Here is a 17,618-nt window from a genome sequence, read left to right on the forward strand (position 1 = left end):
ATACTAGTGCTAACACTTAATCTTGGTATTCGTGCCCATGATTTAGGTCAACTAAGCCTAGCGGAATTATGTAAGCAATTAAAAGACTATCAATTTACCAATATTCAATTTGCGATTAAAAAATCTTTTCCAAAATATGTACCTTCCCTTCAGAGTCTTTCACCAGGAATAGCAAGCTTTTTTGGCGACTACTTTGCTAACAACGGGATAAAAATTAGCACATTAGGCTGCTATGTTAATATTTCAAGCAGAGATCTTGCTGTTCGCAAAGAGGCATTAGAAAGCTTTAAAACCCATATACAACTTGCCCGAGACTTTCGTGCTAGCCTCGTTGGTACAGAAACTGGCAGTGTTGGAGAGGGCTTTACGCCTGAAAACTTCACAGAAGAAGCTTATCAAATCGCAAGGAGCTCTGTGCTGGAATTAGTAGAGTATGCTGAACATTTTGGAGTAACTATTGGAATTGAGGCTGGACTTAACCACCCTCTCTATTCTGCTGCTTTAGCGAAGCGTTTAGTAGACGAGGTACAGTCCCCTCATTTAAAAATTATTCTAGATGGAGCGAATTTAATAAACCTTGATAATGTATCAGAAAGCGATTTTATTCTTAATGAGGCATTAGACTTATTACATGAGCATATTGCAATGATTCATTTAAAGGATTTAACCGTTAATAAAGGACAAATAGAGATTGTCCCTGTTGGCAAGGGAATGCTAAATTTTGAGCCAATTCTAGCATACTTAAAGGACAACAGACCTTTTCTTCATGCTACTTTAGAAGAAACGCAAGGGGAAGCAATTAGACCTGCAATCGATTATTTAAAGGAAATGTATTACCGTTTATAAGGAATTTTTTAAGCTGTGAAATTCCTTGAATGTCTCTGACAGCCATTCTGAGGAAAAATTAAAACAACATTCATTGTAGCTCATCGATTATCCACCATAAAAAACGCAAATAAAATTGCTGTGATTGAGAACGGAAGCTGTATCGAATTTGGTACATATGATGAACTAATGATCAAAAGGGGAAAATTTTTTCAATTAAAACAACTACAAAGCTAGTAAAAAAGGAGTTCCGTTTTAACGTAAGTAGTTCAGATAACGTGGAGAAAACTTAAAATCACAGCCCCAAAAACATACGTTTTCGCAACGTAAATAGCAAGCGAATTAACAATACAATTAACGCAACAAAAAAAGCTTGGGATATCCCAAGCTTTTTTATAGAATGTGTTGTTCTTATTCAATTAAAGCCCCCGATTGTTTAAGTACATTTCTTCACAAACTAATCTTGTCAATTAACTTTTGTATTGCACTGACTACCACTTCTGGTTCATCATTTTGAATATAATGAGCACTGTTTTCAGCAATCACCAATTCACTTTCAGAGGAAATACCAAGAATCGATTCCTGCATTTCATTCCATAACTCTTGTGATTCCTTTGAATAATGAGTTTTTTTACCAGCTGAAAGAACAATAAGTGGGACATTTAATTTAAGTTTAGTATCTTTTAACTGCTTTAGGCTTTCCATAAATTCATTATAATTGCCTTCATACACGAATTGCTTGTTGTATGCTTGTTGAAATTCTTGTGACATTGTTGGGAGAAACCTTTCTCTGTAATCTTCAGGCGTAGAGTCAACCAAAACAAGTCCACAAACTTCATTTTGATATTCAGTTGCAAATATTCGCATATTAACTCCACCAAATGAATGACCTACTAATATGTAGGGAGGTTTAATCCTGGCTTCTTTAAGAAGTTCCTTCAATTCTTTTACCATCTCAATGCTGGTTCGGGGGTTAGAACTTTTTTCACTTTTCCCAAGCCCTGCTCTATCATAAATTAGAACATAGAGAGCATTGAAATATCCCTAATTACTGAATCCCAAGCCTTGGAAAAATCTCCATATCCAGCATCCATAATGACAGTTGGTTTTCCGTTATTTTCTCCCACCAATTTAGTATAAATTTTACACCCACTTATTTGCACAAACATTTCTTTAGCCATCTATTAATTTCCTTTCATTATGCCAACTTATGCTACCCGCCATCGGTTGCGGTAAGTGAAATCTTCACAACTCTATCTATTTTTTAAGAAAGGGGCATAATTAGCAAAAGTGCTTTTTACTCATTAATAAAATTCGTATTAGTCAATCTAGGTAATATTGTTTTTAATTCAATTATATCATCTATTATTACTTCAGCTTGAGAAAGTTCATCTTCTTGAGCAAAATCAAAATTGCATCCAATTGAAACTAAGTCATTATCTTTAGCGGCATTAATATCAGATAATCGGTCCCCAACAACTGCTCCATATGTAATATTATATTTTACTAATATTGTCCGAACCAAGTCTGATTTATTTAACGACTCAATTTGTTGTATACTAAAGGTTTCAGTAACCCAATTATCCAAATTATAGTAATTAACGATTGCTTTTAAATATTCCGATAAACCATTGCTTGCTATGTAAATTGAATAATTATTTTCTTTTAAATAACTGAAAACTTCCTTAACGTTTGGATATAACTCACCTTTTCCACTTCTTATATTTTCAATTAATCTTTCCAGAAAATAAGCATCAGTTTGTTTTCTTACTTCATTGGAATGATTAGGTAGCAATGCTTCCCAGACTTTTGGTAAAGGTACACCCATAATTTGACGGTATTTATCTATTGGTGTTACTGTATCCCATTTATTTAATGACCGTAAATGGTTGAAAGTATCCTCAAGTGATAGTTCTAAAATTTTATCTGTTTGAAACAGTGTTCCATCCATATCAAAAATAATTGATTGTGACATTGTGTTCTCTCCCAATTTAAAAATTTCTGTTTTTCTCCTCCTGTTTATCATAGAAAGAAAAAAGAATTATTAACTATTCTGGCAAGTCTGCCGCATCAGTTAATATTTGCGTAATCTAATCTTATTTCTCCAACTCTATCGCCTTCTATCAACCAAAATTCAATAGTTACATCATATTTATGGTCAACATAACCTATAATATCAACCCCTTGTTCGCTTCTTTTGTAATAACTTGATCCATACAAAGCAATAATCTCTCTTTTCGTACTCCCAATTTCAATTCCTTTTGCTGTTTTAAGACGGGTGTTTTTCTTTACTCCATCTGATTCATTAATTATTATCCGAATTATATCCCCTTTGTTTTTCCCACTGTTAATGGAGGCAGTTTCTAATCCACCTTCCCAATGATAATAATCATATAAATCATTGTCTTCCATGGAAAGTGGCTTTCCAAAACGTTTTATAAAAGATTGATTTTTAATATTATCGTTTAGTCGTACATGCCCAAAAGATTCATTTGAAAGGTCGATTGAATCAGTATGCTTAAAGTAATAGCTTCGTCCCTCTGTTAAGAAGGGAACTATTCGGTAGCCTAGAATAGCAATTAATATAATTAATGCAATCAATAGAAAAATATTTACTCTCATTCTTCCCACCTTGTTTATTTTCTTAAGTATTATCTCAATTTTTCCCATAATTAATTATATTTTACCTAGAATTTCTATGTATGTAAATACATTTTTTTACAGACTTATTGGAACTCCAAAATAATTCAATTGTACATTTATGCCTAGTTTGATAACTAAGATGTCTTATTTTACTATTCACTATGGACTTGTAAATCATTTTCACTTAAACTATTCTGCGAGGTTTGTGACACAAAAGATTCTCTTCATTTATTATGCTACCAGGATTGTTTCTAAATAAAAAAAAAGTTCCCAAATGAGAACCTTATCTTTGCTCTTAAAACTCTTTTAATCACCAATAATTCTTTTCAAAAAATTTTATTATTTCATTTTTATAACCAAATTTATCAATAATTTGTTGTAGTAATTCTATTTCATGGGAATGAGTTTTTCTGTCTCGAGCGTTTCTCGATATAAGTCAATAAAAGGAAGGTTTTTACTAACAGCATTGTTTAGTTCCTTTTCAACATCATAGGAAACTTTTTTAAACCTCACTTCAGCAATCCCTGTCTCATCAATTTCAAGAATTGCATAAAAATGCCAGTTTCTGCCATAAGCTAGGTTTCTAACTATTAAAGGATTGCTATCCCGATTGCTTATTTATATGAGTTGATGATTCCATAATAAACCAAATCTAAATAATGATTATCCTTCTTTACCTGATCAATTAGTACCCCTTCTTCCCTCATCCCTAGTTTTTGCATAACTCTTCCTGAGGCTGGATTTGTTTTAAAGTAACGAGCAAATACTTTGTGTAGGTGTTTTTCATTAAATGCAAACCATAAAATTGCTTGCGCTGCCTCTGTTGCATATCCATTTCCCCAAAATTCTTCACCAATCCAGTATGCTATTTCACCATTGTTAAACTTCTGATTGCTTAATAGTGCTATAGCTCCATATAGCTCACCATTTTCCTTATCAGTTATTGCAAACTCATAAGACATCACTAGTGTTGCATAAATGTTATCTGAATTTTCAATTTACTAATCTTCCCTGTTAAGAGCCAAAAAAGTAAATACCCTATCAAAGGTGGCTCCATCCATTTGGAAATTATTTTACAATTAGACTTGTACAACGACGACAATATACTATATTAAGGAATGGCTTTTCCTTCAATTTTTCGAAGCCATATATGCGCTGGTTTCCACAATGCAGCCCTTAAATAACGGCTAATCTGTAAGGTTTTCCGCTTACTTTTTGTCTCGATCTGAACGAGAACATGTAGGCAAAAAACGATTAATGCGATAAATACTTGATTTTGAATCGCCCATTCGCTTTGACCGTAGAACTTTTTGATTCTTAGATGTTGTTTAATCCATTTGAAAAACAGCTCAATTGCCCAGCGAGATTTATACATCTCTGAAATTTCTTCGGCGCTCATATCAAAACGATTTGTAATTAAATGAAGTTCATTCCCTTTTGAATCCATTACTTTTAAAAGTCGAAAGTAATTTTCAGCACGGTTTTGTGTTGTCCCAATCAACACCATCTGGTCCGATAAAACAGCTGTATTTTCCGGAAGTTTAAAATTATAAACCTCCCTTATGACAGCGTTTTTCCGTAACCTTGTAAGAAAAAAGTAGCCATCATCAGTCATGCGATCAAAGCGCTCGTAATCCAGGTACCCACGGTCAAACACATACATGCATTCTTTGTCATCCACCATGATTTCAAGCTGACCACGGTCATGTTCTTTTGCATTTGTTATAATGGCCTTTTCGGGATAGGAAATACCTTTTTCCATAAAGACGAGACGCAAATGCAATTTAACTTCTGCCTTTGTTTTGCGGAATTTTGCCCATTTATGATTTGTCAAATTGAGTGGCAATGTGCTTGAATCGATAATTTTTAAAGGCATGATAAGTTTTGTATAATGTGTTTTGGCATGAATTTGTGCGACTAAATCAAGGAAAAGCCTTTGGAACAGATCCGGATTCATGCCGTTCAATCGGCGTGAGAGCTGAGAAATACTAATTGAATCAAGATCAATACCTTTCTGCAATAGGTCATCGAAAAGACAATCGCTTAGCTCATGTAGACTCTCGATTTCTTCTAGCTGCGCAAAAAGTAATAATTTAAGGAATGATTCTGCCGTTAATTTTTTCGTATAGTAATCTAATTTCAACGTTTTCACCTGTTCTTCAAGTAATTGAAGATTTATTGGTAAAAACCATTGTCCAAATGAAGTTTTTCGTGTAATCTTGTCCATGGGATTGGTCCTTTTTAGTGGATTTGGACGGGTTACCACCTGACTTTATCTATTATAAAGGACTTTTTCTTTGCACAAATTAATTAAATTGAACATTTTGAGTATTTTTAATAATCAAAATAAATTAATGCAACACTAGTGATAAGACATTTCATTATTATAATTTTCAAGATGGTTTTGGATCCAAGATTTAGCATCATCCACTGAATATGGATAGGGTAAATAAAGTGTATTTTTATAAATATTATAGTTATTACAAAGGTTGGCTACATTTACTACATCAGATTCTTGGAATAATCTAATTACTAGCCTTTCAGTAGTAATCATCTTATTGCTTTCATCATATTTCATAATAAGAGTCCCCCATGACGAAATGGTTTCTAATTTCTATAAATAAAAAGACAATATCTAATTTTAGATATTGCCTACATTTATCATAATAACTATTCTCCAATTAAAAGGAAAAACCTTCTTCCACAAACCTGCCCCTTTTCTACCATAAGCAAGATTCCACTTATTACAGGAATGCTGCCCTGTTAGTACCATAACCAAAAACGGTAATAATCCTTCATGGATTATTACCCCGATAGTTCTATGAGGGTCCCAAATTTATTATAAATTCTTTTTAAATAAAACCCTATCTTGATTTGGTCCGTCATAGTCCTTATACACGGGAACTCCATCTACGACTGCATCTCCTTGTTCAATATCAAAACCCATATTAGTATGAAAGGAAATTGAAACTTTATTGATAGGTGAAGTTACACAACGGATTATATTACCACCTTTTTGTTTAACCACATAAAAAAATTTGTTGTAGAGTGTTTTTCCTACATTGTGTTTTCTATATTCTGGATGTACTCCAACGAAATGAATATACGCCTCTTCAGACTTTGATTGTGATAAAAACCCAATAAGAAATCCTACTATTTTCCCATCTTTTTCAGCAATAAAACTTGTATCTGTAAAATGATCAAAAAAGAGCTTTGGTAACTTATCTGCCATTTGTCTTCCTCCCCACCATTGATTTAGTAATGGCGAGATTTCATAGTAATCTAAACTGTATACTGAACGAATCTCCATTTTTAATCTCCCTACACTTGTATGTTATATTTACCCAATCCCACAATTATTACCAATTTTGGCACATCTATTATTCACTCTAGTTCAACTATCCAACTTTAGTAAGAAATGCGATACCTTTTAGTAAAAGTATCGCACCCATTAATTTTTGTGAGATATTGTACAATCTTAGATTTTTATTCTATTCAACTTCTTGAACGAATCCTAGTTCATTCCCGTCTAAATCACGAATTGTAAATTTTTCCTTAACCCCATGGGGTTAAGGAAAGTTCCTCAATTATATTTACGTTATCTTTTATTTCTTTCCAAAATGATTCAACATCTGAAACATCAAAATTAAACCTTCCGTATGATGGAAAATTTTCATCCTCCATAATAGCGAATACGTCAGCTTCAAAAAGTGTGCATAGTTGGGTTTTTCTGGTGGCCAAGTACCAGCGACTTTAAATCCTAATACAGTAGTATACCACTTCAATGCTGTATCTAAATTTTTAACATTTACTCTAACGTGTGATAACTTTGTTTTCATTATATCCTCCCTTTATCATACCAGGCTTTTTTGGGCCTATCTTCCGGATATCCAAAAGTACTTCTATATGATTTTCTTTCATTCGTGAAATCAAACCATTTTCTATTACTGCCTGGGTTATTTGCATAATCTATTACACAACGTATTTGATCCTCAACACAACTATCAGTCCATACACCCATTTTCTGTTCTAATTTGTCAAAAAGCTGAGCCCCATTTTTTTGACTTATCTCTTCTAAAGAAAAAAGTTCTAACTGGAACACCAGTTTTTCTGCTAGTTCATATCCGATAGTCGGTACTGTTTGAAATTCTGCTAAGGCTTTAACTAGCCGTGCCCTTTCAATTGAAGTCTCTAATATCTCTACAATTTGAGTTGTATTAAGTGTATGTATTTCACCTATTTTTACTTTAGCTTTTCGTAACTGTTTTTTTTCATCATTAGATAATGGTAGTTTTGGATATGAATTCAAATTATCCCTCCTATCTAAAAATAATAGATAATTGTAAACTTCGACAATTATTTTTAATATCCTCCTAATTCAACTATCCTGCCTCGTTAGTTGAAGAACTAAATTTTCATAATCTTTAAGTGTATTTTACCACATACTGTTATAAATCCTTGATTTTTCTCGCAACAGACTGATAATCACATAGTATTTTACAAGTAAATTAGCACACTAATTCGCACAATGACAATAGGCATTGTCAAGTTATTATTTTGGGTGCTATTTGTTATGATAGTTTGTTTTTAATTTCTTATAAAAACGTTGATATATCAAGGAAAATAGTTCTGCTATTTACTGTGCTAAAAGGTATGATAATCTATGTGCTATTTACGATGTTTCTCCACAAAAACTGAACTACTTAGTTTTAACGGGTCTCCTTTTTTCAAGACGTTTTCTAAAGGATTGTTATTTTTTCAATAGAAAAAAAAGAATTAGTTGGAAAAATGGAGCAGACGGAATACACGAAGACTCCTGTGGGATTATCGGGACAGTCTGAGACCCACTGAAAACGAAGTGTATTCCGTCTGCGGGTAATAGCAATAAACTTTACGAAAACAGCCTTTTTCAGAAATTCTTCCATCACAAAATAGAATAGCCACATAAAGGGAAGAAAAAAATTTTCCCCGAATTTAAATATGTTTTTAAAATTTTTTATCAGGGTAATATATTGGTACGCCTATCCCTTACATAATAAAACGCTACGAACAATTTGAAATATTCTGATAATAATGTATAATAAAGGAGATTTATTCCTTTTATTATTCTAGTAAAACAATTACCTTTGTCTTACACTGAAAGGTTTCCATTTTTAAAAGGGATAGAACATATAAACTAGCAAAGGAGATGAACATCGATTTACATTTCAATCACAAATATAATAATGAACACACGGAAAAAACATTATTATAAGAGGAGGAGAAAGTAAATAACTATGAGTGATCAATTAAATCCTGACAGTAGGAACCCAAAAACAAATCAAAAAAACAATTTAAAAATTATTGCAATTATCTCCACATTTGGTGGTCTTCTTTTTGGCTTTGATACTGGAGTAATTAATGGTGCTTTACCTTATATGGCCCGTCCAGATCAGCTTAACCTCAATGCAGTTACTGAGGGTCTCGTTGCTAGCTCCCTATTATTCGGAGCAGCTTTCGGAGCGATGTTCAGTGGTAAACTGGCAGACAGCTATGGAAGAAGAAAGGTTATTCTTTATCTTGCTGTTATCTTTCTTATTACAACACTCGGTTGTACTTTTGCACCGAATATCCCCATAATGATTACTTTCCGCTTCTTACTAGGTATCGCGGTTGGAGGAGCCTCTGTAGCTGTTCCTACTTTTCTGGCGGAAATGTCCCCAGCCGAACGCCGTGGCCAAATGGTAACACAAAATGAATTAATGATTGTTACAGGTCAATTACTTGCCTATATTACAAATGCCATTATCGGAAATACAATGGACGGAGCAGGACATGCATGGAGATATATGCTCGTCATTGCATCAATCCCTGCTATTGTTTTATGGATTGGAATGCTTGTAGTACCTGAAAGTCCGAGATGGTATGCATCGAAGGGCCGATTTAAAGAAGCTTTTCGCGTACTATTGCATATTAGAAAAGAAAAAAGAGCAAAAGCAGAATTACAGCAAATCAAGAAAGCAGTCGAATCAGAAGCAAAAGTCGAACAGGTTGGTTTCAAAGACTTGGCAGAACCATGGATTAGAAGAATTGTTTTTCTCGGCATCGGAATCGCAATCGTTCAGCAAATTACCGGTGTAAATTCGATTATGTATTATGGTACACAAATATTGCAAAATACAGGATTCACTACGGAAGTTGCCTTAATAGCAAATATAGCGAATGGAGTCATTTCTGTTTTAGCTACATTTGTAGGAATTTGGCTACTTGGACGTGTAGGTAGAAGGCCGATGCTTATTACAGGATTAATCGGTACAACAACTACCCTACTATTGATTGGAATTTTCTCCTTCACTTTAAGTGGAACAACCATTCTGCCTTATGCTGTACTTAGCATGACTGTTACTTTTTTAGCTTTCCAACAAGGTGCGATTTCCCCCGTTACATGGCTTATGCTAGCTGAAATATTTCCTTTAAAGCTTAGAGGAGTTGGAATGGGTGTTTCCGTATTTTGCTTATGGACCACAAACTTTCTCATTGGTTTAGTTTTCCCGATACTTCTCGATAATATCGGCTTATCCAATTCATTCTTTCTATTTGCGGTACTGGGTATATTTGCGATAACGTTTGTTAGCAAATTCTTGCCTGAGACAAAAGGAAAAACGTTAGAGCAATTAGAACAGTATTTCCGCGGCTTTGATAAACAACCTCGAGATGTCCGGAAAACTAAAATAGGAGAAAACCAACTACATTCTTAATTTTTACTATTTAAATAATAAAAGTTAAAGTATTTCATTAGCTTTTCAGAGAGAGTTCCCCTCAAAAAGGTAGGAACTCTCTTTCGTTTTGACAATTTGCATTTTTTTTAACGGATAATTTTACATTTGTTAAAATCAATCAACTAATTTACTGCAATTTATATAGAAGATAGATAAACTAGCATCACTTTTACTTTCCTGCGTTGAAGCGTTAAAAATAATCATTGACGAGTATCCAAATATTACAATATAATAAACTCCAAATTCAAGGAGAATGGGGAGTTCTAAGGTGAAAGAGTTTTTCAGTAAATTATTAAATGGTATGAGTATCGGAATCGTCGTTTCTTTAATCCCAAATGCATTACTTGGTGAAATATTAAAGCTCTTTATTCCTTTCTTTCCTCCGCTTCAGCACGTTTTAGATATTACTGCATTTATTATGAGCTTATTACCTGTGTTGATTGGTGTAATGGTCGGAATATCCTTCAAGCTGTCCTCAATTCAAACAGCTAGTATCGGCATTGCCGCAATGGTTGGAAGTGGTGTTGTTCAAAAAACAGCAGATGGATTATTTACCTTAAATGGCATTGGGGTCGTGATAAATACTGGTATTACCGCTGCACTTGCGGTATTATTTGTTCGCTTTGTCGGCGACCGCTTGAAAGCATATTCTATTCTTCTACTACCAACCTTATGTATTTTAATACCAGGAATGGCGGGCTATTTATTATTGCCGTATATGAAATCTACGACTGGATTAATCGGTATTGCAATCGAAAATATTACAAACCTACAACCTATCCTAATGGGTATTATTATTGCTGTCGTATTCTGTTTAATTATTCTTTCTCCTATCTCTACAGTAGGGGTGGCAACCGTTATTTCTCTGGCTGGAGTTGGTTCAGGGGCTGCAAACCTAGGAATTGTCGCAGCAGGTATTGGATTAGCAATAGCAAGCTATAAGGCAAACTCTCTAGGGACTGCATTGGCACATGTACTTGGATCACCTAAAATCCAGATGGGGAATTTCTTTATGAAACCAAAGATTGTTATCCCAATGATTATTACTGCTGCTGTATTAGGTGGATTAGCTGGCTATTTAAATATCCAAGGGACACCTTATAGCGCTGGCTTTGGATTATCAGGATTAGTCGGTCCTATGAATTTTATGCGCTTAGCAGAAGGCGGCTGGACTAGTAAAAATATTACTATAATGGTTTCTACCTTCTTAATTATTCCGTTTCTTTTAAATGTGTTCTTCCTGTACATTTTTTCAAAAAAATTAAAAATGATTAAATCGGACGACTATAAATTAAATTTTGATTGATTTTAATCCAAAAAGTAGAGGATACCAGTTAACAAACCTTGGTATCCTCTACTTTTTCTCTATTTTGCTATCGCAATAATTCCCTCTTCTTCATCGAGCACTAATTTTAACCCCATATAGGGATCCATATTTAAATACTCATCTAACCATAATCGCAGTGCTTCAATCATATTTTGAGTGATTAGCACTTGTTTACGATCTTGGACGTATGCTTCGGCAGAAAATCCATAGTCATCATCATACATTAGCTCTACTTCTACTTCCTCTGGTCGCACTTGCTTTTTTCGCGAGATATAAACACATATCGCATTAATAATATCTTGTTCCGGAATGATTAGTTTCTCCAATTATTTGCTTCCTCTCTTTTCTTGTTTCGGTAGAAAGTGAATAATTTCTTGATTAAATTGAATACCAATACAATCGCAATAATATTAATTAACAGCCCTAAAATAGATCCAAATGCTCCCATATTGGCAAAAAGGCTACCAAATAATAAACCAGCAAGCCCCCCTACCATTAAACCTCTCATTAAACCGCCGCCAGAGAAGAAGCCACCTGATTTATTTGTTGTACTAGATTGATTTGATTTTGTCGTATCGTTTGTATTATTTTTCTTTTGGAAAAAGGAATTATTATTTGTATTGCTATTATTGTTGTTAAAGCTTCTTTTTCCGGACTTATAAGACTTTGCCTCAACTGTTGTAACCGAGTCTTGAAACACGATACTTACTGGTGATAAAACCAATCCTAATGTGAGAATTGCTGATAAAATTTTCTTCATTTTTATTCCTCCTGATAATTATCATCGATTTTGTATACTAAGCATACCTTAGACTTTATATTTTCCTTACCTTGTTAGTATTTGCAGGAAAAATAAAAAGCCCTCCCATTTGATTGGTAAAGGCTTTAAAAATGTATCTATTTATCCCTTTACCAAGAACGGCAAAGGTCTCGCAAACAACATCCAGTTGCCAGTTAAGCCGGCGATTTAATCGCGTATTGACGACGTAACTGTTAGCTACTCCCCTTTGGAGTATGCAATTTTTAAGTATAAATACATTTTAATATAAACAACATGTCTAGTCAACTTATATGATGAAAGCCTATTCACATGATGAACATATAAAGAAAACTTCCATCAGCAGGAGTTCTTCCTCCTACTTATCGGATCTTAACAGACAGAGAGGGATAAATACTTCCTTAATATTCCGCTTTCTACTAAAAATTCCACCTCCTATTTTTTGTAAATACATGAATAGGATTTTGTTAATATCATAACCTAATGTATATTCCAAAATAAGTAAGTAGGTATGTAAATGAGTACAAGCTTAACCTTTCCTCAAGCAAAGTATAGTACAGCTGGTATTACCTATTTAATGCATCAAAAACCTTGTTTAGTCGCTTGGTGGTCAGCTGTTTTCCCAGGATTTGGGCATTACCTTCTTAATCAGTATGCTCGTGCGACGCTCCTAACCATTTTAGAAGTGATTATTAATACTGGTGCCCACATTAATGAAGCTATGATTTACTCCTTTTGCGGAGAAATAGAGCTAGCTAAATCGGTTATCAATATAGATTGGATGATTGGCTATATTGTTATTTATTTAATAACTATAGGGGATAGCTATCGTTCAGCCATTCAATTAAATAAATTCGTTGAACTCTCTACACCAGATTTAGCTAGTTTAGAAATATTTCCATTTGAAATACAATATTTGCAAAATAAGAGTCCTCTTTTAGGGATTCTCTATTCTCTAACATTTCCTGGATTAGGACATTTGTATAACCATCGAATATTCTTAGGATTTTATGCGATATTTTGGTGGTGGACATATGTTATACTATCTCACGCTCATAAAGCTATCGTATTGATTATTACAGGTAATTTCGATTCTTCCATTACCATTTTAAATCCACATTGGTTACTATTCATGCCTTCAGTAGTTGGGGGTTCTGTTTACCATTCGTATATTACCTGTATTCAACATAATAAGCTTGCAAATGATTCTCAACAAAAACGCTTAACAGATCGGTATGCAGGTTCCAAGTTTAGTTTAAGAGGTGCAAAGGGATGATTATAGTCGGAACCTTTCAACCATCTATCGAAATCGAGCGTGCACTTTCCGAAATAGAAGAATTAGGGATCCTTCCGGAAGAAATGATGGTACTATATATGGATGAATTCCCTCCTAAAAGCAATAAAAAAAAGGACTCTGCAGATCTACATGTTTCTTCTTTTGAAATCGGTATTGCATTTGCTACTGGTTTAGCAGTCATTGGAGCAAGCGTGGGCTTTAAATTAGTAGTAGGACCAATTTTTAGTGGAATCCTTGCAGCGATTATCGGATTTTTCAGCGGTTATTGCTTGTATTATCTTTTCCATCGAAAGAAAAAAAATAGGATGCATCCAAGCATGCCAGAAATTATTGTACTTATCCAAAGCTCAAAAGAGGATGCCCCAACCATTAAAGAAATATTATGGAGGCATAAGGCACAGAGTATTGGCATGAGAAAAAGAATGTGATATTTACGAATAATAACAAAAGCCAAAAAGCCAATGGTGATAGCTTTAGACTTCTGTAATTATTCGTTTTTTTAATGTAAAGCTTTTAAACGAATTAACTAAAAGATTTTAGAAAATTTAGACATTGTATACATACAATAAATAAAGGAACATGTTAATATATTGGCATGGCATATTGATGTGAGGAATGTTTACATACACTTTATTTTAGGCTGTTTGTATGAAAACTCTTTAGGTAAAAGGCAACACTAAGCTGAACCTTCTAAATTTGAACTTTTTTAAAAGGCTAGGAATGATTAAATATAGTGCTTTTGTTATTCATTAAGCAATTTGTTCATTAGTGGGTTCAATACGATACCCTTTCCTTTTTAAGTATTGAATCATTTTTTGTTCTTTACTTTGTTCGAGATCAACATAATCAGGGCCTAGTTCCTGATATGGTTGCCTTGTTTTTAAAATATTGTAAGCAATTGTTAGGATTAAATGAGCGGAAGCGATCCGTGCTTTCGATTTTCCTTGTCGTTTCATAATTCTTTTTCTATGTGCAGATATGCGATTATACTGTCTATCTGTAGCCATGGAACATTCAACAGCGGTGGTTCTTAATGATTTGTTTCCGTACTGAGTTTTACCTGTTTTTTTTTTACCGGCACTCTCATAATTTCCTGGACTCACTCCAGCCCATGAGGCTAGATGTTTAGAACTTTTAAATACTGACATGTCTACACCCATTTCAGCTATAAAGATTGCGGATGCATTTTTATCCACACCCGGTATGGTATCTAGTAGTTCGCACTCCTCTTGATAAGGAATAAGCGCTTGGTCTATGCGTTCAACTACTTTTTCGATTGTTTCATCGATGTGATTGATATGGTCCCAATGGAAACGTAACATATCAATATGATGTTTACGTATTCCACCGTTAAGGGCTTCTGCAATATCTGTTGTGCTCGCCTTAACTCTTGAATCAACCATTTGTTGAAGTTCAAACACACCTATTTTTTCGCCGTTTATTAGGGCTTCAATAATGCGACAACCAGTGACACCAAAAATGTCAGATAAAACAGAAGTTAGTTTAATATTTGCATCCTGTAGAATTTTGTGGATTCGATTGCGCTCAGAAGTTCGTGTATGGATGAGTTTTTTACGATACCGGGTTAAATCTCGCAAATCACGAATTTCTTTGGGCGGTACAAAATTTTTTTCAATTAGTCCAGAACGCAAAAGTTTAGCTAACCACTCCGCATCTTTTACGTCTGTTTTCCTTCCGGGAACATTTTTAACATGTTGGGCATTGGCGAGGATTAATTGGAAGTCACATTCTATAACATTCCAAACGGGCTTCCAATATACACCGGTACTTTCCATTACAGCATCCGTTATTTTGTGTGAGGATAGCCAGTCGCTAAGTGCCAAAAGGCCACTTGTGGTTGTTGGAAAGGTTTGAATCTCTTTATTTGGTTTTTTATCTAATGAACCAAATAAAACACAAGCAACTACTGTTTCTTGGTGTACATCTAGGCCTGCACACCGTTCAATCATAGCTTCCATATAATCACCTCAAAGATTTTTAATACAATACAAGCGACAGAAGTCATCATACAAAATTTTTGTATTCGTGTTTATAAACACATTAGACGGTTCTTTTAAACTGTCACAACCAGTTTTTCTAACGGGGTATCAACTTGTATTGATCCACCAAACAGTCTTCGGACTGGTCGTATTGTACTATTAATTATGGTCAGGTGTTAAGTGGTTTAGACTTTCTATCATGGGATAGGAGCAAGTTTTCATGATAGACGGTGGCGGCGGGTAACGCCGCCATGAGAGTTTTTCTAAAGGATTGTTGTTTTTTCAATAGGAAAAACCAATTAGTGGGAAAATTGGAGCAGCCGGAATACACGAAGACGCCACGGGGATTAGCGAGACAGTCTGAGACCCCGGAGGCGAAGCTGAGGAGGCTTAAGCTTAGCCCTACGAAAAGCAAAGTGTATTCCGACTGCGGGTAATTGCAACAAACTTTACGTTTTAAAAGGAGAGGAAGTTAGTATTATGAGCTTAGAAACCTTAAATAAACGCGTACAATCAGATCTAGCTTACCTTAATTATCGAGGACCAAATTGGGTTCGTCCAAAAACGCATGCAGAAGGACATGTTTTTGATGTCGTCATTGTTGGTGGCGGACAATCTGGTTTAGGAATCGCATTTGGTCTTTTACGTGAAAGAGTATCAAACATTCTTGTAATCGACGAAAATAAAGAAGGCCTAGAGGGACCATGGGAGACCTATGCCCGTATGGTTACATTACGTACTCCTAAACATTTAACCTCTATTGATCTCGGAGTTCCTTCTCTTACTTTTCGTTCTTGGTGGGAAGCACAGTTTGGGGTAGAAGGATGGGAAAAGATTGATAAAATTCCCCGTGGAGATTGGATGGATTACCTAAGATGGTATCGGCAAACCCTTCAATTACCTGTTCAAAATGAAGTAAAGCTAACGTTAATTGAACCTTTAGAAAAGGGGCTTCATCGACTGCATATTAAAAAAAAGGGAGCTTCCTCATCCTTGCTTGCTCGAAAGGTAATTCTGGCTACTGGTATCCAAGGGGGCGGTGAATGGCATGTTCCTCCAATGATTTCTGATAATCTTCCTTCTCATTTATACGCTCATACCTCCTCACTAATTGATTTTGATTCATTAGAAGGGAAAAAAATCGCTATATTGGGTGGTGGTGCCTCTGCTTTTGATAATGCCCATTACGCCTTATCTCAAGGGATTGCCGAAGCTCATGTTTTCGTTCGGCGCAAAAAAATGCAACGTATTAATCCTATCAGGCAAATGGAAGTGTCTGGAATGATCGAGCATTTTCCTGCCTTATCAGACAAAGATAAATATGCAGGCATTGCTCACTTTTTTCAGCATAATCAACCACCAACAAATGATACCTTTAATCGCGCATCTTCCTGGTCAGGATTCCATCTTCACCTTAGCTCTCCATGGGTGAAAGTAACAGAAAAAGGAAAGCAAGCAGAAATAATTACCCCAAAAGGTACTTATTTATTTGATTTCTTATTCATTAGCACTGGTTTATTAACAGACCCTAAATTGCGTCCAGAGTTACGTTTAATACAAAAGCATATCACCCGTTGGAAGGACCGCTATGCAGCTCCAGCAGAAATTGCAGCTCCAACGCTTGATGCGCATCCTTATTTGAGCCCTGGCTTCGCTTTTATTAGCCGTGACAAAGAAGGCGAACCATTGCTTCATGGCATATACTCCTTTAATTATGCTGCATTGATTAGCTGTGGCTTATCTGCTTCTGCCCTTTCTGGCATGAGATATGGAATCCCCCGTATTGTTACAGCCATTACGGATGAATTATTTTTGGATGATAAGGACGCTAACTTAAAAGATTTTTACGAATACGATGTCGAAGAATTTACAGGGGAATGGCCTGTAAATCAAGAAGACACCTCAGAAGTTATTTAAAAAGGAAACTTCCATTAGTGTGGGGTTCCTCCCTCACTAATGGTTATTTAACCATTCAGACCCTTTACGGATA

General features: G+C 34.9%; 17 protein-coding genes and 2 pseudogenes. 6 read left to right on the forward strand and 13 right to left on the reverse strand.

Features of this window, described 5'->3' with window-relative positions:
- Positions 1 to 6 precede the first annotated feature (6 nt).
- Positions 7 to 846, forward strand: coding sequence for a sugar phosphate isomerase/epimerase family protein (locus HHU08_RS23390; protein WP_016201644.1), 840 nt, complete (start codon positions 7 to 9; stop codon positions 844 to 846).
- 429 nt (positions 847 to 1,275) lie between these two features.
- Here the strand turns inward: HHU08_RS23390 and HHU08_RS23395 are convergent.
- The 10 genes and pseudogenes from HHU08_RS23395 to HHU08_RS23435 all read right to left on the reverse strand — a co-directional run bounded on the left by HHU08_RS23395 (position 1,276) and on the right by HHU08_RS23435 (position 7,777).
- Positions 1,276 to 2,006 (reverse strand): annotated as a pseudogene (locus HHU08_RS23395) (alpha/beta fold hydrolase).
- 116 nt (positions 2,007 to 2,122) lie between these two features.
- Complete coding sequence (locus HHU08_RS23400; protein WP_016201642.1) at positions 2,123 to 2,800, reverse strand: HAD hydrolase-like protein; 678 nt, start codon at positions 2,798 to 2,800, stop codon at positions 2,123 to 2,125.
- Between the two features lie 95 nt (positions 2,801 to 2,895).
- Positions 2,896 to 3,447 carry a hypothetical protein gene (locus tag HHU08_RS23405; protein WP_205835685.1) on the reverse strand — a complete coding sequence of 184 codons (552 nt, stop codon included), beginning with the start codon at positions 3,445 to 3,447 and terminating at the stop codon, positions 2,896 to 2,898.
- 331 nt (positions 3,448 to 3,778) lie between these two features.
- A pseudogene (locus tag HHU08_RS25840) lies at positions 3,779 to 4,020 on the reverse strand (metallophosphoesterase family protein); the annotation flags it as partial.
- Positions 4,021 to 4,082: 62 nt separating this feature from the next.
- Positions 4,083 to 4,430, reverse strand: a complete 348-nt coding sequence (locus HHU08_RS23410; protein ID WP_169189449.1) for a GNAT family N-acetyltransferase — start codon at positions 4,428 to 4,430, stop codon at positions 4,083 to 4,085.
- Between the two features lie 149 nt (positions 4,431 to 4,579).
- On the reverse strand, positions 4,580 to 5,695 hold the full coding sequence (locus HHU08_RS23415) for an IS4 family transposase (protein ID WP_169189450.1): 1,116 nt from the start codon (positions 5,693 to 5,695) through the stop codon (positions 4,580 to 4,582).
- A gap of 135 nt (positions 5,696 to 5,830) precedes the next feature.
- Positions 5,831 to 6,046 carry a GNAT family N-acetyltransferase gene (locus tag HHU08_RS23420; protein WP_235678881.1) on the reverse strand — a complete coding sequence of 72 codons (216 nt, stop codon included), beginning with the start codon at positions 6,044 to 6,046 and terminating at the stop codon, positions 5,831 to 5,833.
- A 261-nt stretch (positions 6,047 to 6,307) separates the two neighbouring features.
- Positions 6,308 to 6,778 (reverse strand): GNAT family N-acetyltransferase, encoded by a 471-nt coding sequence (locus tag HHU08_RS23425; protein ID WP_169189451.1) that lies wholly within the window; start codon positions 6,776 to 6,778, stop codon positions 6,308 to 6,310.
- A gap of 295 nt (positions 6,779 to 7,073) precedes the next feature.
- Positions 7,074 to 7,307 carry a VOC family protein gene (locus HHU08_RS23430; protein ID WP_169189452.1) on the reverse strand — a complete coding sequence of 78 codons (234 nt, stop codon included), beginning with the start codon at positions 7,305 to 7,307 and terminating at the stop codon, positions 7,074 to 7,076.
- Positions 7,307 to 7,777, reverse strand: a complete 471-nt coding sequence (locus HHU08_RS23435; RefSeq protein WP_169189453.1) for a helix-hairpin-helix domain-containing protein — start codon at positions 7,775 to 7,777, stop codon at positions 7,307 to 7,309. Before HHU08_RS23435 ends, HHU08_RS23430 begins: the two co-directional genes overlap by 1 nt.
- Before the next feature lie 967 nt (positions 7,778 to 8,744).
- On the opposite strand from HHU08_RS23435, the gene HHU08_RS23440 reads away from it, so the two are divergent.
- Both HHU08_RS23440 and HHU08_RS23445 read left to right on the forward strand, forming a co-directional pair.
- Complete coding sequence (locus tag HHU08_RS23440; protein WP_016201635.1) at positions 8,745 to 10,205, forward strand: sugar porter family MFS transporter; 1,461 nt, start codon at positions 8,745 to 8,747, stop codon at positions 10,203 to 10,205.
- Between the two features lie 289 nt (positions 10,206 to 10,494).
- Complete coding sequence (locus tag HHU08_RS23445) at positions 10,495 to 11,532, forward strand: PTS transporter subunit IIC (RefSeq protein ID WP_016201634.1); 1,038 nt, start codon at positions 10,495 to 10,497, stop codon at positions 11,530 to 11,532.
- Between the two features lie 59 nt (positions 11,533 to 11,591).
- On the opposite strand, the gene HHU08_RS23450 is transcribed toward HHU08_RS23445, so the two are convergent.
- A complete protein-coding gene (locus tag HHU08_RS23450) occupies positions 11,592 to 11,879 on the reverse strand; it encodes a YxcD family protein (RefSeq protein ID WP_016201633.1) in 288 nt (95 codons plus the stop codon).
- Positions 11,867 to 12,313: a hypothetical protein gene (locus HHU08_RS23455; RefSeq protein ID WP_016201632.1), complete on the reverse strand. Its 447-nt coding sequence runs from the start codon at positions 12,311 to 12,313 to the stop codon at positions 11,867 to 11,869. Before HHU08_RS23455 ends, HHU08_RS23450 begins: the two co-directional genes overlap by 13 nt.
- Before the next feature lie 535 nt (positions 12,314 to 12,848).
- Here HHU08_RS23455 and HHU08_RS23460 point away from each other — a divergent pair.
- Entirely contained in the window at positions 12,849 to 13,607 is a 759-nt protein-coding gene (locus HHU08_RS23460) for a hypothetical protein (protein WP_016201631.1), read from the forward strand.
- Positions 13,604 to 14,056, forward strand: coding sequence for a hypothetical protein (locus tag HHU08_RS23465; RefSeq protein WP_169189454.1), 453 nt, complete (start codon positions 13,604 to 13,606; stop codon positions 14,054 to 14,056). Before HHU08_RS23460 ends, HHU08_RS23465 begins: the two co-directional genes overlap by 4 nt.
- A gap of 321 nt (positions 14,057 to 14,377) precedes the next feature.
- Here HHU08_RS23465 and HHU08_RS23470 read toward each other — a convergent pair whose 3' ends face one another.
- Positions 14,378 to 15,607 (reverse strand): IS110 family RNA-guided transposase, encoded by a 1,230-nt coding sequence (locus HHU08_RS23470; protein ID WP_100525939.1) that lies wholly within the window; start codon positions 15,605 to 15,607, stop codon positions 14,378 to 14,380.
- A gap of 501 nt (positions 15,608 to 16,108) precedes the next feature.
- On the opposite strand from HHU08_RS23470, the gene HHU08_RS23475 reads away from it, so the two are divergent.
- Positions 16,109 to 17,545: a flavin-containing monooxygenase gene (locus tag HHU08_RS23475; protein ID WP_016201629.1), complete on the forward strand. Its 1,437-nt coding sequence runs from the start codon at positions 16,109 to 16,111 to the stop codon at positions 17,543 to 17,545.
- Positions 17,546 to 17,618: the final 73 nt, after the last annotated feature.

The organism is Niallia alba (genome assembly GCF_012933555.1).
GTDB classification, from domain to species: domain Bacteria; phylum Bacillota; class Bacilli; order Bacillales; family Cytobacillaceae; genus Niallia; species Niallia alba.

Coding starts and splice junctions, on each gene's coding strand:
- HHU08_RS23400 (WP_016201642.1), bottom strand. CDS start 2,800: ATGTCACAATCAATTATTTTTGATATGGATGGAACACTGTTTCAAACA.
- HHU08_RS23410 (WP_169189449.1), bottom strand. CDS start 4,430: ATGTCTTATGAGTTTGCAATAACTGATAAGGAAAATGGTGAGCTATAT.
- HHU08_RS23470 (WP_100525939.1), bottom strand. CDS start 15,607: ATGGAAGCTATGATTGAACGGTGTGCAGGCCTAGATGTACACCAAGAA.
- HHU08_RS23475 (WP_016201629.1), top strand. CDS start 16,109: ATGAGCTTAGAAACCTTAAATAAACGCGTACAATCAGATCTAGCTTAC.
- HHU08_RS23425 (WP_169189451.1), bottom strand. CDS start 6,778: ATGGAGATTCGTTCAGTATACAGTTTAGATTACTATGAAATCTCGCCA.
- HHU08_RS23430 (WP_169189452.1), bottom strand. CDS start 7,307: ATGAAAACAAAGTTATCACACGTTAGAGTAAATGTTAAAAATTTAGAT.
- HHU08_RS23455 (WP_016201632.1), bottom strand. CDS start 12,313: ATGAAGAAAATTTTATCAGCAATTCTCACATTAGGATTGGTTTTATCA.
- HHU08_RS23420 (WP_235678881.1), bottom strand. CDS start 6,046: ATGAAATATGATGAAAGCAATAAGATGATTACTACTGAAAGGCTAGTA.
- HHU08_RS23405 (WP_205835685.1), bottom strand. CDS start 3,447: ATGAGAGTAAATATTTTTCTATTGATTGCATTAATTATATTAATTGCT.
- HHU08_RS23440 (WP_016201635.1), top strand. CDS start 8,745: ATGAGTGATCAATTAAATCCTGACAGTAGGAACCCAAAAACAAATCAA.
- HHU08_RS23415 (WP_169189450.1), bottom strand. CDS start 5,695: ATGGACAAGATTACACGAAAAACTTCATTTGGACAATGGTTTTTACCA.
- HHU08_RS23465 (WP_169189454.1), top strand. CDS start 13,604: ATGATTATAGTCGGAACCTTTCAACCATCTATCGAAATCGAGCGTGCA.
- HHU08_RS23460 (WP_016201631.1), top strand. CDS start 12,849: ATGAGTACAAGCTTAACCTTTCCTCAAGCAAAGTATAGTACAGCTGGT.